Source organism: Paenibacillus sp. ALE2 (assembly GCF_054113385.1).
Genome location: NZ_CM134213.1, coordinates 5,680,056 through 5,694,482, shown reverse-complemented (window position 1 = coordinate 5,694,482; position 14,427 = coordinate 5,680,056). Strand labels below are relative to the sequence as shown.

At 42.8% G+C, this 14,427-nt stretch carries 17 protein-coding genes and 2 pseudogenes; 15 read left to right on the top strand and 4 right to left on the bottom strand.

The features are described from left to right. The first annotated feature begins 106 nt into the window (after window positions 1–106). The 12 genes and pseudogenes from ACXHJ1_RS24705 (at window position 107) to ACXHJ1_RS24650 (ending at window position 9,144) form a co-directional block, all read left to right on the top strand. Window positions 107–922: a class I SAM-dependent methyltransferase gene (locus tag ACXHJ1_RS24705; protein ID WP_457905356.1), complete on the top strand. Its 816-nt coding sequence runs from the start codon at window positions 107–109 to the stop codon at window positions 920–922. Continuing rightward, the gene (locus ACXHJ1_RS24700; protein WP_457905355.1) at window positions 909–1,994 is read left to right on the top strand and encodes a saccharopine dehydrogenase family protein; all 1,086 of its coding nucleotides are present in this window, start codon (window positions 909–911) and stop codon (window positions 1,992–1,994) included. The genes ACXHJ1_RS24705 and ACXHJ1_RS24700 overlap by 14 nt, the downstream gene beginning before the upstream one ends. Window positions 1,995–2,140: 146 nt before the next feature. Continuing rightward, window positions 2,141–2,536 (top strand): hypothetical protein, encoded by a 396-nt coding sequence (locus ACXHJ1_RS24695; RefSeq protein WP_013370043.1) that lies wholly within the window; start codon window positions 2,141–2,143, stop codon window positions 2,534–2,536. A 59-nt stretch (window positions 2,537–2,595) separates the two neighbouring features. After that, on the top strand, window positions 2,596–3,153 hold the full coding sequence (locus ACXHJ1_RS24690) for an SMI1/KNR4 family protein (RefSeq protein ID WP_457905354.1): 558 nt from the start codon (window positions 2,596–2,598) through the stop codon (window positions 3,151–3,153). A gap of 55 nt (window positions 3,154–3,208) precedes the next feature. Continuing rightward, the gene (locus ACXHJ1_RS24685; RefSeq protein ID WP_016820608.1) at window positions 3,209–3,379 is read left to right on the top strand and encodes a hypothetical protein; all 171 of its coding nucleotides are present in this window, start codon (window positions 3,209–3,211) and stop codon (window positions 3,377–3,379) included. Between the two features lie 34 nt (window positions 3,380–3,413). Further along, window positions 3,414–4,127, top strand: a complete 714-nt coding sequence (locus ACXHJ1_RS24680; RefSeq protein ID WP_107734135.1) for an HAD family hydrolase — start codon at window positions 3,414–3,416, stop codon at window positions 4,125–4,127. Continuing rightward, on the top strand, window positions 4,124–4,711 hold the full coding sequence (locus tag ACXHJ1_RS24675) for a GNAT family N-acetyltransferase (RefSeq protein WP_107733947.1): 588 nt from the start codon (window positions 4,124–4,126) through the stop codon (window positions 4,709–4,711). The genes ACXHJ1_RS24680 and ACXHJ1_RS24675 overlap by 4 nt, the downstream gene beginning before the upstream one ends. A 192-nt stretch (window positions 4,712–4,903) precedes the next feature. Then, window positions 4,904–5,385: pseudogene (locus ACXHJ1_RS24670) on the top strand (ribosomal maturation YjgA family protein). Between the two features lie 60 nt (window positions 5,386–5,445). Further along, on the top strand, window positions 5,446–6,657 hold the full coding sequence (locus ACXHJ1_RS24665; RefSeq protein WP_107733945.1) for a rhamnogalacturonan acetylesterase: 1,212 nt from the start codon (window positions 5,446–5,448) through the stop codon (window positions 6,655–6,657). Window positions 6,658–6,771: 114 nt separating this feature from the next. Further along, window positions 6,772–7,716: a class I SAM-dependent methyltransferase gene (locus ACXHJ1_RS24660; RefSeq protein ID WP_447249985.1), complete on the top strand. Its 945-nt coding sequence runs from the start codon at window positions 6,772–6,774 to the stop codon at window positions 7,714–7,716. Window positions 7,717–7,995: 279 nt separating this feature from the next. Beyond that, window positions 7,996–8,553, top strand: a complete 558-nt coding sequence (locus tag ACXHJ1_RS24655) for a hypothetical protein (RefSeq protein ID WP_457905353.1) — start codon at window positions 7,996–7,998, stop codon at window positions 8,551–8,553. A 30-nt stretch (window positions 8,554–8,583) separates the two neighbouring features. Continuing rightward, a pseudogene (locus tag ACXHJ1_RS24650) lies at window positions 8,584–9,144 on the top strand (GNAT family N-acetyltransferase). 2 nt (window positions 9,145–9,146) lie between these two features. Here the strand turns inward: ACXHJ1_RS24650 and ACXHJ1_RS24645 are convergent. Both ACXHJ1_RS24645 and ACXHJ1_RS24640 read right to left on the bottom strand, forming a co-directional pair. Next, entirely contained in the window at window positions 9,147–9,488 is a 342-nt protein-coding gene (locus tag ACXHJ1_RS24645) for a GIY-YIG nuclease family protein (RefSeq protein WP_016820599.1), read from the bottom strand. A 155-nt stretch (window positions 9,489–9,643) separates the two neighbouring features. Further along, entirely contained in the window at window positions 9,644–10,402 is a 759-nt protein-coding gene (locus ACXHJ1_RS24640) for a DUF2087 domain-containing protein (RefSeq protein ID WP_457905352.1), read from the bottom strand. A 496-nt stretch (window positions 10,403–10,898) separates the two neighbouring features. On the opposite strand from ACXHJ1_RS24640, the gene ACXHJ1_RS24635 reads away from it, so the two are divergent. Both ACXHJ1_RS24635 and ACXHJ1_RS24630 read left to right on the top strand, forming a co-directional pair. Then, window positions 10,899–11,336 carry a hypothetical protein gene (locus ACXHJ1_RS24635; RefSeq protein ID WP_102997703.1) on the top strand — a complete coding sequence of 146 codons (438 nt, stop codon included), beginning with the start codon at window positions 10,899–10,901 and terminating at the stop codon, window positions 11,334–11,336. 439 nt (window positions 11,337–11,775) lie between these two features. Further along, the gene (locus ACXHJ1_RS24630; protein WP_457905351.1) at window positions 11,776–12,576 is read left to right on the top strand and encodes a barstar family protein; all 801 of its coding nucleotides are present in this window, start codon (window positions 11,776–11,778) and stop codon (window positions 12,574–12,576) included. A gap of 416 nt (window positions 12,577–12,992) precedes the next feature. Here the strand turns inward: ACXHJ1_RS24630 and ACXHJ1_RS24625 are convergent, their stop codons facing one another. Further along, window positions 12,993–13,214: a helix-turn-helix domain-containing protein gene (locus tag ACXHJ1_RS24625; protein ID WP_010349271.1), complete on the bottom strand. Its 222-nt coding sequence runs from the start codon at window positions 13,212–13,214 to the stop codon at window positions 12,993–12,995. 340 nt (window positions 13,215–13,554) lie between these two features. Between ACXHJ1_RS24625 and ACXHJ1_RS24620 the strand changes: the two genes are divergently transcribed. After that, window positions 13,555–13,920, top strand: coding sequence for a hypothetical protein (locus tag ACXHJ1_RS24620; protein ID WP_113049974.1), 366 nt, complete (start codon window positions 13,555–13,557; stop codon window positions 13,918–13,920). A gap of 82 nt (window positions 13,921–14,002) precedes the next feature. Here ACXHJ1_RS24620 and ACXHJ1_RS24615 read toward each other — a convergent pair whose 3' ends face one another. Continuing rightward, window positions 14,003–14,311, bottom strand: a complete 309-nt coding sequence (locus tag ACXHJ1_RS24615) for a hypothetical protein (protein ID WP_113049973.1) — start codon at window positions 14,309–14,311, stop codon at window positions 14,003–14,005. Window positions 14,312–14,427 lie beyond the last annotated feature (116 nt).

Below are 14,427 nucleotides of genomic sequence, written 5' to 3'. Positions count from 1 at the left end.
GGTGGATATTCGTATTGTCTTTATAATTGAGAATGATTCTTAATTAAATCTACAATAAATGAATGGTCGTTGAAGATCAAGGCTAAATGTTTGGAGGAGAGCACATATGAAACAACCCCATATTGGAAATACCGACTCAAATCAACCTATGAGCTGGAATCATCCGAATGTACATAAATATGCGGATACGATTGCTTTAAAAATACCTGGATATACCCATCTGTATGAGATGACAGATTGTTTGATAACCGCACAGCTTGAAGCGCAGGCTCATAACAGGAATATCGATCTGCACGTGCTGATTGTCGGAGCTGGGGGCGGTCAGGAATTGATTACGCTCGGAGGGCGGCATGAGGCATGGTCCTTTACGGCAGTTGATCCCTCTGAGCACATGCTGGACTTGGCACGTCAACGTGTGACACAAGCGGACATCGGTTCACAAATATCATTTGTTACAGGCACGTTGGAAGAGTTGTCTGGAGAATCGCCTGAAGAACAGCACGAAAAGTACTGCGAAGAATTATCCGATGAACCAGTCTATGACGCTGCTACCTGCCTGCTGGTGCTTCATTTTCTTCAGAGCTTGGAAAGTAAACAGGCATTGCTGCGCCAGATATCCGCTCGACTCAAGCCGGGTGCACCTTTTTGTCTAGCTTCTATTAATGGGAATCCGCAGGAGCCTTCTTTTTCCATCCAAATGCAGGCATGGAAAGGTCATATGCTGAGTCAGGGCATTTCACTGGAGGATTGGGAGCGATTCGCTGCTTCCATCGGTCGCGAGTCAAACCCGGTGTCCAATGCAGCAATTCAGGAACTGTTGATAGATGCAGGCTTTACCCACATCACCCGGTATTATGGTGCTTTTTTAGTAAATGCATGGTTTGCGGTTAAAGAGGGAGAGACGGCTTATGACAAAGGATAACATCATCATTATTGGCGGGTATGGCCATGTTGGAAAAATTGTATGTACAGAGTTAAGTGAAATGTTCCCCGGCAAGGTATTTGCCGCAGGCCGCAGTCTGGAACGTGCCACTGCATTCAGCCAACAATCGAATGGCAAGATACGACCCTTGCAGCTTAATATTCATGAGCCGATGGACTCGTCGATATTAAAGCAAGCCAAAATGGTTATTATGTGTCTGGATCAGGACAATACAGCCTTGGTACGCACCTGTCTTCAGCATGGGGTGCATTACATGGATATTACTGCGAATGCGGCCTTTTTGAGTCAGGTGGAGCAGTGTCATCAGGAGGCCCGAGCTTATCAGGCCACTGCGCTGCTAAGTGTAGGATTAGCTCCAGGGCTCACTAATCTATTGGCATTGCAAGCGACACAGCTCATGGATCAGACGGATGAACTGAACATATCATTGATGCTGGGTTTGGGTGATCGACACGGTCAGGCTGCGATTGAGTGGACTGTAGATCAGATTCATACCGACTTGGAGGTGATAGAACAGGGACGCCCAGTGACTCGAAGAAGCTTTACCGACGGCATAGTGGCAGACTTTGGTGCAGGAGTGGGTCGTCATCGGGCGTATCGGTTTCCCTTTTCGGATCAACAGACACTTCCACGTACACTTGATGTTCCTACGGTCAGCACACGCCTGTGCTTCGATTCGCGTTTGACCACCCGGCTTCTGGCAGGGCTTCGGACAATAGGAATATCAGGTCTGCTCCGACAGCCAACGGTTCGTGAGGCAGTAGTTCGCAGCTTTGGCAAGGTGCATTTTGGAGGAAATGCTGTAGCGGTCAAGGTAGACGCCAAAGGAACTCTTAATGGTAAGGAGACGAGGGTCGAATGCAGGCTAAGGGGACATCATCAGTCTGATTTAACTGCTAAAGCCGCCGTCTTTGCAGCGCTTGCTCTGTATCGCTCAGAACTTCCATATGGTGTTTTTCACATGGAGCAGGTTTTTTCGTGGGATCGCATGCGGGCTTGGCTGGGACAGCAGGTAGACGTAGATATTCAGGTGAACGGACAGCAAGTATAAAAGTCATATATTCTGAAAAAAAGACTCTCATATCATCCAAGCTTATTCAGCAACGCCTTGCGGATAGGTCTTGGATTTCTTTTCCTATTGGATTACACTAGAAAGAAGTACATATTTTTGGGAAAGACCAGAGGGGATGATATGAAATGTGGAATCCCTATGAACATAGTAGGCAGCATCCGCACGATTTTATAGTAGAATATCGATTTTACACACCGGAAGAAGGAGGCAGGAAACAACTGCCTATTCAGGGTTATCGCTGCGATTTTTCCTATGAGGGCGACGATATTACAACAACGGGAATTTATGCAATACATCCTGAGTTTGAAGATGAAGAGGGTCAATTGATCATGGATACCAGGCACCCGGTTCACCGGGAAGGTCAGGCAAGAATGTGGATTTTGTTTGGAGAAATGAGGGAAAAGGTACACCGACACCGGATACATGTAGGAACCAGGGGATATTTTATGGAAGGCCCACGCCGAGTCGGTGAAGTTGAAGTTACAAGTCTGGTAGGCCTCTTGACCAATCCGCTCGACTAAGCTGCTAGAATTCAATCAGAAGGTGCAATCAGACAGCGAATAGAGGTGTTCAATCGAAGATGGATGTCGCTTATATTATCGATCTATTACGTAAAGACGATGTAACCTTAACCCCAGGCTTATCCACCCGGGAGATTACTGAAGTCGAAGACAGGTATGATATTCACTTTCCGCCCGACTTAAGAGAGCTGCTGATGAACGTTCTTCCAGTCGGTAAAAGCTTTATTCCTTGGAGAGATACGTCACCACAGCGGATGGGTGTCATTTGGGAAAGGCTGAATTGGCCGCTTGAAGGTATGATTTTTGATGTAGAACAGAATATGTTCTGGCATTCTGAATGGGGGAATAGACCAACAGATTTGCAGGAAGCCGTGGACATATGTAAACGTGAGTTTTTGCGCGTGCCCAAGCTGATCCCCGTCTATGGTCACCGATATATCCCAGAGCAGCCATGTGAAGAAGGAAATCCGGTATTTTCAGTGTATCAAACGGATATTATCGTGTATGGAGAAAGTTTGCAGGAGTATTTCAAGCTGGAATTTGGGGAGAAGACTTACGAACAGATTAATTTTGAGGCGGTAAAAACAGTTCGCTTTTGGAGTGATTTATGTAGCTGAATCGCCGAATCGTTAGGAAATTAAATAAGTCGAGATAAAGGAAGGAGAGACTAAGGTGAAGTTGGAGCAGGATTTGGAAGAAATCAAAGAAAGGTTGACCCAGATCGAGACCAAACTGGAACAAAAGTCGACTTCCAGCAAAATCTTAAAGTACATGATCATCATTTTCCTGTCCATTTTTTTCTTGCTTATTATGATCGGAGTTATTCAATTTGTTTCGAGCTGATCGGTATAAATTTACGGACAGAAAGGAACTTGTTATGTCTATAGAAGCCATTATTTTTGATCTGGATAATACACTGATTCACCGCAAACAGGCATTCGCGGCATATACGGAGCGCTTTATAGAACGATTTATTGTGGCAGAAGAACAGGCCAGCCGTGCGGCGGTCGTTGAACGAATGCGTCTGGCAGATCAGGACGGCTACCGGGATAAAAGGGAGCTGTATACGGAGCTGCATGCAGACCTGAAACTGAAAAATCCCGATACGACAGTACAGGAGATGCTGGGCTTTTGGTATGGTGAATTTCATAAATTTACGGTACTGATGGACGGAGCGAAGGAAGTGCTGTCTGAACTGCGGTCTCGGGGCTTGAAGCTTGGTATGATTACCAACGGTTCACTCCGTACACAGCAGGCGAAGATTGACCGAGTGATGCTGAGAGATTATGTGGATTCCATTATTGTATCAGGCGGAGTCAACGTCGAGAAGCCTAATCCTCGTATTTTCGAGTTGGCACTGAAAGAGCTGGACATTGCCGAACCTGGTCATGCCTGTTACGTAGGCGATCATCCGACGAATGATATTCGTGGTGCGCAAAGTGCAGGGCTGCATACCATCTGGCTGGAAGGCTTTATGACGTGGAATGAAATGGACATTGTACCGGATCATCAGATTGGGAGTCTACGTGAAATCACTGGCTGGCTGGATCGTCTCAGCTATCCATCGAATATGGAGGAGGGGGCATCATGAGTATGGAGCAGCAACCGAATCCCATTCTATTATCGTTCCCTGAACAATTCCAGACAGGGCGATTGACCATACGCGCTCCACAATGGGGCGATGGTGCGGCGGTCAATGAGGCGATACGCGAGAGTGTACATGAACTGCGGCCCTGGCTTCCTTTTGCGAGAAATCTCCCTACGGTAGAGGAATCTGAAATCCGTTCACGCCAAGCCAGACTTAAATTCCTGGATCGATCCGACATGGTGCTGTATATATTTGATACGGCTTCGGGACAATTTGTAGCCAGCAGCGGTCTGCATCGTATTGATTGGGATGCACGAAGATTTGAAATTGGATATTGGCTCAGAACATCATGGACCGGAAAAGGTATTATAACCGAGGCCGTGCACGGTATTACGGATTTTGCCATACAGCATTTGCATGCCAATCGGGTGGAGATTCGTTGTGATTCTAGAAACACGCGCAGCGCCAAGGTAGCAGAACGTGCAGGTTTTACACTGGAGGGAATTTTAAGAAACGTCGAGTATGATGAAGAGGGAAGCATGGCACACCAAATGGTTTTTGCCAAGGTGCGTGGTGTTGAATTTTAGCAAGCGATTGTATGATATTGCGGGGGCTTATTATGATTCATGATATGACGAAAAATACAGACAAGTTGGTGTGCATACAATATGACAGCAGCTTAAGGTTCAGCAATCTTGCAAGCGCTATCCCAAAAGAAGGATTGACAAAGTTTACAGCAGTATTGCGGAGATTTCCAGTGTCAGGAAAGGTAGTTTAGTATGAGAAAACTTCGTAAGAGCAGCAATTGGGAAATTAATCGGGAAATAAAGGGAAAGTTCCACTGGAAGACCCGCGCTGCGTATCTGGTTGCCGTGCTGGTCATGATCTTGTTGGGCTTGGGAAGCAGAGCTTTCTCCACCCGGTTACCTGCATTCGTTGCCAATCACTTTGGGGATGCCTTGTGGGCGTGCATGATTTATTTTGGGCTGAGAATGTTGTGGGTGAATCGTCGGTTGTCTGTAGCCCTTTGGGGCAGTTTGCTGTTTTGCTTTGCTATTGAGTTCAGTCAAATGTACCAAGCTCCCTGGATTAACCACATCCGGGCGACGACCCTGGGCGGCCTAGTGCTGGGCAAAGGGTTTCTGACCGTGGATCTGATCAGGTACACGGTTGGTATTATGATATCCTGGGCACTGGACCAAGGCTGCCAAAGGCTGGCGGGGATCAATAAACGTTAGACGATGACAAACCACTCAAATAATCTGAGAAGCGAGGGTTGCGCTTGAAACAAAAGAGAAAGCGTCACAGGTTGTTCGGTAAGATGGTTGGGTTATGCGCAGGGTTCAGCTTGTTGTTTGCAACCATACTTATTCCAGGGCAGGCATTAGCCGAAAAGCAGCTTGCAGCGCCTCTTCGTTTTGATTTTGGCCCTGGGGATGTAGCAGACGGCTACACCCAGGTCACTGCTAAGGATGCTTACACGCCTGAGCGTGGCTATGGATTTACCGATCTTTCCAAGGTAAATGAAGAGAACCGTGGTGGAAGTGATGCTATCCGCTCAGATTTTGTGCGTGTTCAAGGCTCATCCTTTGTCGTCAATTTACCACCTGCGGATTACACGCTTTCTCTAATTGCCGGAGATACTGCCGGAAACACGGATATTACGGTTAAAGCCGAATCCATTGTTAAAGTAGAGCGTACCGCCAAAACAGCAGGACAATTTGTCGAGGCTGGGTTTGAGCTAGCACTCATCGACGGTCAGCTCGAATTGTATTTTTCGGGAGATGAAGCGAAGATTAACGCCTTGGTTATCACTCCCAATAAAGCTCGAACGGCTGGAGAACATCCTTCCGTATACCTTGCGGGAGATTCTACGGTTCAAACCTACAAATCCTCGATGAAGCCTCAGGCGGGCTGGGGGCAAATGATTGCTCCGTTTTTTACAAATGAGACTATTTTTGTGAACCGTTCTATTGGTGGACGTAGCACGAAGACCTTTTTGGTTCAAGGGCGGTTAGATGATATTTTACGGAATATCCGTCCAGGAGATTATCTGTTCATACAGTTTGGGCATAATGATGCCGCGATCAATAATCAGGAGCGCTATGTTTCACCTGCCGATTATAAAGTTTACTTGAAAACGTACATCCAAGGAGCCACCCAACGCGGTGCGGTCCCTGTGCTAATTACTCCTGTAGGCCGCCGCGATTATGATGCAGCAGGTGCATCGTTTCGGATCAGTTTCCCGGAATATGTGCAGGCGATGAAGGAAACAGCATCAGAGACGGGTGTTGCACTGGTCGATCTTAGTCAATTGAGTGTAGCCTACTATGATACACTAGGCCTGGAAGGAACACTTCCACTGTTTTTACATTTGGAGCCAGGTGTGTATCCTGCATTTCCTGATGGCGTGAAGGATGATACACATTTTCAGGAGTATGGTGCGGAGCAAATAGCCCGCTTGGTAGCCCAAGGGGTTCGTGACTTGAATATTCCTTTATCCTCAAATGTAAAGACGGAGAATCTGCAATAGCACCGAATTTCCATAACCATGATATACTCAGAAAATAAGCTGGCCCTACCCAAACCCAGCATGATTTAGGCTTGGGTGGGGCTTTAATGTTCTGGACTTTAAGGAGGAAGTAGTATGACAGTAGCTCAACTTCATAATCTTATCAACGGTCAACTCCTGCATAATCAGCATCGGAGTTTATTTTATATGCGCGAGGGCTCTGTTCTGTTAGGACCATCAACGGAAATGACGTACTGGCTGACGCAGCGAAGCTCGGAACTGATCCTCATGCTTCAAAGCTTGAAGCGCCAGCATACGTATCATGTTTTTGTGAAGGATGTAGCGGCCCAAATACTGTCCCAGTTTGTAAATACCAATCAGTATCTACATTTTCACACAGATCATGCGAGGGAGCTTACGGAGCTGTATGATCGATTCTTCACCCGGATTGAAAAGCTGTTCCAAAAGAAGTCTATAGCAGGGGCAACTCTGGACTTACTGCTCCAGCAGCATTATGGGCATTTGAGAGATTTTTTAACTCGTACCAATGGACGTGAAGTGTTCGCTAAGTATGCAGAGAATGAATATACCTTTTGGGTACCTTGTGAGGAATATACACCGGAGTTGCAAGCGAATCTGCTAGGATTAGACATTGCTCGTTTGCAAGAGCCTGTTCTAGATGTTGGCTGCGGATCAGAGGCACGGTTGGTTACTTATTTACGTGCCTATGGAATTGAGGCATACGGAACAGATCGGCTGGCTGAAACAGACGGTTGTATCACCCGAGGAGATTGGTTAGCGACTACTTATGAAGAAAGTACATGGGGAACGATCGTTTCACATATGGCATTCTCCAATCATTTTATACATCATCATCTGAAGACAGACGGTAATATTCATGAGTACGCTCATAAATATATGGAATTGCTTAGAGCCATTCGGCCAGGAGGGAGCTTTATTTACAGTCCATGTCTCCTATTCATGGAAGAGCTTTTGGATGCCCGAATGGGGTATCAAGTAGAGTATATCGAGTCCTCTAAAGGTTACAGAGCTACGAAAATAACGCGTATACATTCATAAGTGCTAGTATCAATCATTTGTCAGATTCACTCTTGGAATGGTAGTATAAGGATAGATATTACTCTATTTGGGATTCTGTTAATGATCGGGATTCCCATGACGTTAATTTGATAGCATAGTTGCCCTGAATAATAAATTATTGTATAGATAACGGAATTTTTCAGGGAAGATTAAACCATATTTTCCTAAAAGCCGATATATGGAAATGAGGCGAGAACACACTGTTATTATGCCCGCCGCAAAATGGAGGTATATAATTGGGTTAGGAGAGTAGAAGAAGTGTCCGATTTGTATACGAAAAAAGAAGTAGAAGATTATGTAACGAACGTGGTTTTCGAACGACCTTTAGGTGTAAGCATTGCAGCTATTTTACTAATTTTTAATGGAGCACTCCTGTTGGTGACACAGCTATTGACGCTCAATGCACTAAATGAGGCTTCTACGTTATTAGGCATGTGCAGAGGCATGTTTCAAGGGTTTATCGCGTTGCTTGGCTTGGCAGGAACGGCTGCCGGTATTGGTATGTTGTTCGGTAAGAAGTGGGCTTGGTGGCTGGCATTATTTTATTTTACATATGAGACCATGCGTTATGCGTGTGCAATTCTGTTTATTCCCGATGTCTCCCCAATGTTAGGTGGTGTGCAGCTAAGCCCTGCTCTATACTACGTTAAATATGGTATGCGTATTATTTGGAATTTATTGTTTACATTGTTTATGTGCCGTAGTACGGTAACCGGCTTTTTTCAAACAAGTAAAATCAACAAGTGGAGAGCATGTATCGCATTATTCTTAATCAATGGATTGATGGTGGGGATCGGCTGGTGGTTGACCAGGTAGGTTCTGTGAATGTGAAGGAGGAGATGAATGATGACAATGGAAACGTTTCCGATTCTGGAAACCGATCGACTTCGCTTAAGACAGCTTACATTAGGAGACGCGAGGGATGTATTTGCCTATTTTTCCAGAGATGAGGTTACAAAATATTATGATTTGGAAAGTTTTACGGAGGTAGAGCAAGCTGAGAAATTTATTCGTTCCATGCTAACCAGATACGAGAAGCAAGCGGGTTTTCGTTGGGGAATTACGTTAAAAGAAGCTCCTTAGCAGGTGGTGGGTACAATTGGATTTCATAACTGGCAGAAGGAGCACTCTCGTATTGAAATTGGCTATGAGCTGGCGCCGGAATATTGGCAACAAGGGCTGATGACAGAAGCGTTGAGAGCGGTAGTGGATTATGGCTTTCAATTGCCGCAGGTTCACCGTATAGAAGCCTTCATTGATCCAGATAACGAAGGCTCCAGACGGCTGCTGCTCAAAAGTGGCTTTACTAAAGAGGGTCACCTGAGAGATTACTTCTATGAAAAAGGTCAGTTTGTTGACGCTGTTGTTTTTGGCTATCTTCGGACGGAGTTTCCCGTAAAGCAGTAAGTTTATAAATATCCTTTGTCTCCGTAAGGCTGGAGTCGATCAAGCCAGGTCTGCTCCAGCTTTGCCAGTGCATCTTTGACATCAAAGAATTCCGAATCTTTTTTCTTCAAAACGTCCAGCACTTCAAATTCAAACGAATCTTCGCCATATTCATTCCATTCCTGTTGTAGTGGTTTGTTCTTAAATCCACCCATTTGCAGCTCAAAACGCCTTCCATTCAGCGACTTTAAATTCGGCGTGGAAGCGACAAAAATTTTCCCATTGCGTGTATTACGAATACAATAGATTCCTGCCTCTGTCTTCATCTCCATGTATTGCTGAACTAGTTCTTTTCTTCGATCCATTGTCCAATCCTCCTATTTGAGCATTTTGTATAAATCCCAAGAGCGTTTTCAAATCAGCAATGTATAGATCGAAACGCTTTAGTTCGTCTATATATTGTACCTACGAGCGTCGAGAATCGAATTATGCAAAATGCTGATCTTATAAGCGCCTAGCTTCAAGATTCCTTCAACCAATATTCACTGCCATCCGGTTTGCGATCCAATAGACCGTATTCAATCATATATCTTCGCACCGTAACATAATCGTCATATACTTCCTGTAAAATCGCATTGATATCTTTCTCATGATATATTTGTCCCTTTACAAAACGGTCTGCAATTTCACGCAGCACAATCAGCTTGTGCTTTTCTTGCATTTTAAAGGTCTTTAGGCGCCCGTCTGTACCCTTCGGAAAATACTTCGTGAGTACCTTTTGCCTCTCGTCTTCCGTAATGTTGTAGCGTTCATCTACCATCCGTGCTCGTACGGGTACGTCTACCATGGCGGGAGCGTGATGGTCTTTCTCCTTTAACAGTTCCATTAATGTGAGAAATACTTTGGCCTGTCGTTCTTTTTCCTTGAGACCAAAGCGATGATTGCGTATGGTGGATGCGCTGCCGATTCCGGTTTCCTTTTGAATGTCCGCATCACCCATGCCTTGATAAAATAACTGAAGTAACCGATTCTGGTGATCCGTCAGTCCAGTCAGCTTTTTGTCCAGACCGATCAAATAGTTAAACACCGAACCGTACGTCCGCTCAATATGAAGACGCATATACCGTTCCGCGTCATAAAATACCCCTTGATCCTGATATATGATGCCTTGTTCATATCGTTGTCCGTCCAAGAGGCAAATTACCTGCTCCCCTTGGAGAATATATCCACGCTTCAGTTCTTCAATACCAGCATTCCAGAATAGTTCGGAATGGTCCATTTTAGCAAACACCTCAATCGAATGATGATTATTTTATAGACAATATAACATTTTGTTTATTTTAAATCAATGGATGGGATGAGTGTGAGGACGTTTTTCACTATTCAAATTTATATAATGTATAAAAAAGAAGGTTATTATTTTAAACATAAGAGAATACCTTTACGTACGTTAAGCTGAATTGGATTGCTGCCTCCACCGAAAATCAGAATGCTTATTCGAATGAGGCCAGAGGGAATTCCCTTACGTTGGAAACAGAGGAAGATTCCATACGAAGCTGAGGGGAAATAGATTCGACGAGCAGAACCGATTGACTCAAGTCAAGGTCGACGAAAAACTCGTAGAGTACCGATACAACGGAGACGGATTACTGACAGATCGTATACAAAATAGCGTCCATACCCGATATTAAGGTCTAATATCAATCTAACAAGTAAAGAGATTATTGGAGTTCAACTTGGCAGTTTCAATAAAGAGCGAAAGGAGAGCTTTAGTAGTGCTATTAAAAGAGATTGATACGAACCACGGTACCTCAAGGGTGTCATGCACATACACTCCGTCTATTGAAACCTATAATATTGTCACAGATAATATGACAGATGATTGTATACCTACTCAGCTTGGTAATGGATGTTGCATTTGGCTAAATGGGAAAGGGCAACTTGGAGAGATTGAATGTATTTGTCCAAAGAATTTCAAAAATGGAATTTCAACATATTTTCATCTTGACGAATGGATTAAAGGTACACCTTCTTTCGAGATATCTTCAATTGATGATGATGTAGTCATCGAACAACTTGAGGATGGATATATTATTTGGTTATCGGAAAAAAGTAACGTAGAACTAGAAGTATCGCAAAGTGGAATAAGCTACTTATTATCAGGAAATAAACTATCAGGTATAGTAGCTAAAAAGAGCAAAATAATTGAATGAATATCATGGATCGTCATGCCTAGTAGGAAAGAGGTTTTGACCAAATCCAAATAAGGGAATAGTAAGAGATTTTAAAGGGATTAGAGAAAGAGAAATATACTGCGATGAACCCCCAAGCTATTCTACTGTTAGCCAAGCATTCTCATCAAACACTATAATTCTTATTAAAGGTAACTTTTCAGCCACTCATTATTTTCAAGAGATGTTGGAAATAAAGCCGTGAATTGTTGAAAAGAAGTATGATGCTTCGTTAACATTTAAGTCCGAGTTAGGAAAGATTCAATTTGCAATACCGGCAGAAGAACTGAAAAAAATTAAAAAGCCAGGGGATTTCAGTCCTTGGTGGCTTCAAAATAATTGATTATTCTACCTAAGAAGCTAAAAATGATACCTTAAATGCTACATTCTTTAAAATTATTGGGAGGAGATATGATACAAAATGAGGCAGAGATTTGCTGTCATGGATGATGAAAGTGGGCTCACAGTTGGTTATTGTCAAGATGTGGTTGGGCTAACGGGTGATATTATGGTCGAAACGTATGAAAAGGTCATTTTTGAACAATTTGTCTTTAATGAGGAATTCATAAGAAACATAGCAAAGACAAAACAATCTGTATCCAACTTGTGCATTGTCATTTTAAATGACGAAGAAAAAGGGATTGGAAGCTATTATTATCACCTACCTGAATCCTTTATAATCCATAAACTAAATTACAATAAAGGAAACTTCAATCTGGAACTAACCGGTATACTTGAAACGAAACCCTCTCCTGTTGAATTAAGATTATGGGAGTTCTTAAAGTGCTCTCAGTCGCTTGAAAATAATATATGGCAAGGCTTTTCTAACGAAGAACGGTCTGGATGGCTAAACGTGACTAGAATACATTCTGCATCTAATCATTTTGCCAGACCGGATAAACGAGGAGAAGTCTACACCTTAGACGGGGAACACCTATTTGATTTTACAACATTTTTTATAGCACTTGGTGAAGCGATTAATGGGCCCGGAGGGTACTTTGGATTTAGCTTGGACAGTATATCGGACTGTCTCTGTGGAGGTTTTGGGGCAGTAGGACCGTTCACGATCCATTGGAAAAACGCACATTATTTCTTGGAAAGATTCGAGGAAGAATGGGATCGAGAAGAAAGAAGTTATGGATTTTCACCACAGCAATATTTTATGGATCTTTTAACGATCTTAGTATCAGGTGGTGTCACCGTGAATTTTTCTTCGAATTAAGATAGCAAAGCAAGAAGGGATTTTGAAATGGAATATAAATTAATGCAACCACCTTTTTGCACATAGATATTTGGGAATGGTATCTAGGGAATGTACAGATTCAAAGTGAAAGTGCTTTGGAGTTAGAAGCGGATCATTCAGGAACCAAAGTCTTATTTTAGCGTAAATCGTCCTGTTATCACTGGTTTGTCTAAGGAAATAGATATGGATGTGATCATGATCTTAACGAATAAAATGTATCGAGTTTTAGACGGTGATCGTAATCCTAATGCTTTATTGGACATTTATCATACGTGGGAGAAATATATTTAAAATTACCTTATAGAAAGAGATTACGGTGTGAAATCTAATTGAGTGGGAAGATCGGTAAAAAAGTATTTTAAATATTATACAAAGAACAGAGAGCCGTTAACATGTTAACGGCTCTCTTCGTCGTCTTCTGGCAAGTATTCGATCAGTTCACCAGGGAGTACGCCAAGGGTTCTACAAAGTGTATTCAAGGTTGGGAAGTCAATTCGGGCGTTTGCGTTGGAGGCCAAAGCTTTAACCGTATTTCTATTAATTCCCGTAATAGAAACAATATCTTTCTGTTCGAGTCCACGATCCTTCATAATTTTATCAAGAGAAAATCTAATCACAACAATTCCTCCAAGAAGTAATCAAGTAAACTAGTTGACATGTATAAAACAGAGGTGTATATTTGTATCAAGTAATCTAGTTAACAAGATTATAAGTAAACTAATTTGATGCCTTCATAGTATCAAAATGCCTTAAAATTAGCAACAGTCACTATATTGATAATCCTAACAAATAAATGCGTGAGGAGGCTTAAAAAACGTATAGAAGTTTCCATTTGAAATGCATTTAACAACGTTATGAAACTGTTTTTAATGTTTTTTAAAGAATAGATTGTAATACAGGTTAATATTTCATCGAACTAAGTTGTGATAAATGAATAAAAGATTGGAGCGAGGATGTATGACAGAATCGGTAATAGAATTGGAGCGGGTATCCATGGTACAGGGGCCGTATGATTACCCTCATATGTATGAGATATTTGAAGGAGTTCTTTATGACTGTCAATATTTCTTTTACCTCGAAAATGGCATACTGTGTTTGCGCCATGTGAAGAAGGTGGAGCAGTCATATCATACGCATCTTTACCTGGATGGAGAGAGCGGAGGCTTGCAACTGGCAGAGGGTGTACAAGGGGAAGTTATGCAAGTTGTCACGGAGATCATTGAGCGCTTGCGTGCCAAGGATGGACTGACATTTTTATTCGACGAACTGCTGTGGCTACATGGTAGGGGCCCTATTGAATTAAACCTTTTCAAAAAAAGATGAAGTGACTTTAGGCAGCAGGCAACTTGCTACAAAAAAATCCTTCTATATTTTACATTATTGAATTTTCCGAATAAAAAACAGCTTATGATTTTAGCGAATGTATCAGTTGTTGGCTAATGAATACGAGCGGATTCCGAGTTAATATGGTCAATTCCACCAAAACAGTACCAACAGATGGAGTAAAACCAAAATCACTTCCCAATGATCCGTTTTGCTGTTGCTCAGATGTAGGTGGCTGAGGTTCTTCCAAGCCATATTGCTCTGCTAGTCTCTCTTTCGTTTTTTGATCTGTGACAAGTTCATCCTGTGCAAAGGTATAGCACATAGGAATGCTTAATTGTACTAAAAAAAATAATAGTACTGCGGAAATGATTATTTTTTTGCTCTGCATGGTTAGCTCCTGTGATCTCAGATTTTAGTCTATACTTTTTGCGTCACTCAGACTAAATTATGCCTTTACAGGCTTTTATGACCAGATTATAATGGTAAATAACAGCAACGGTTTAC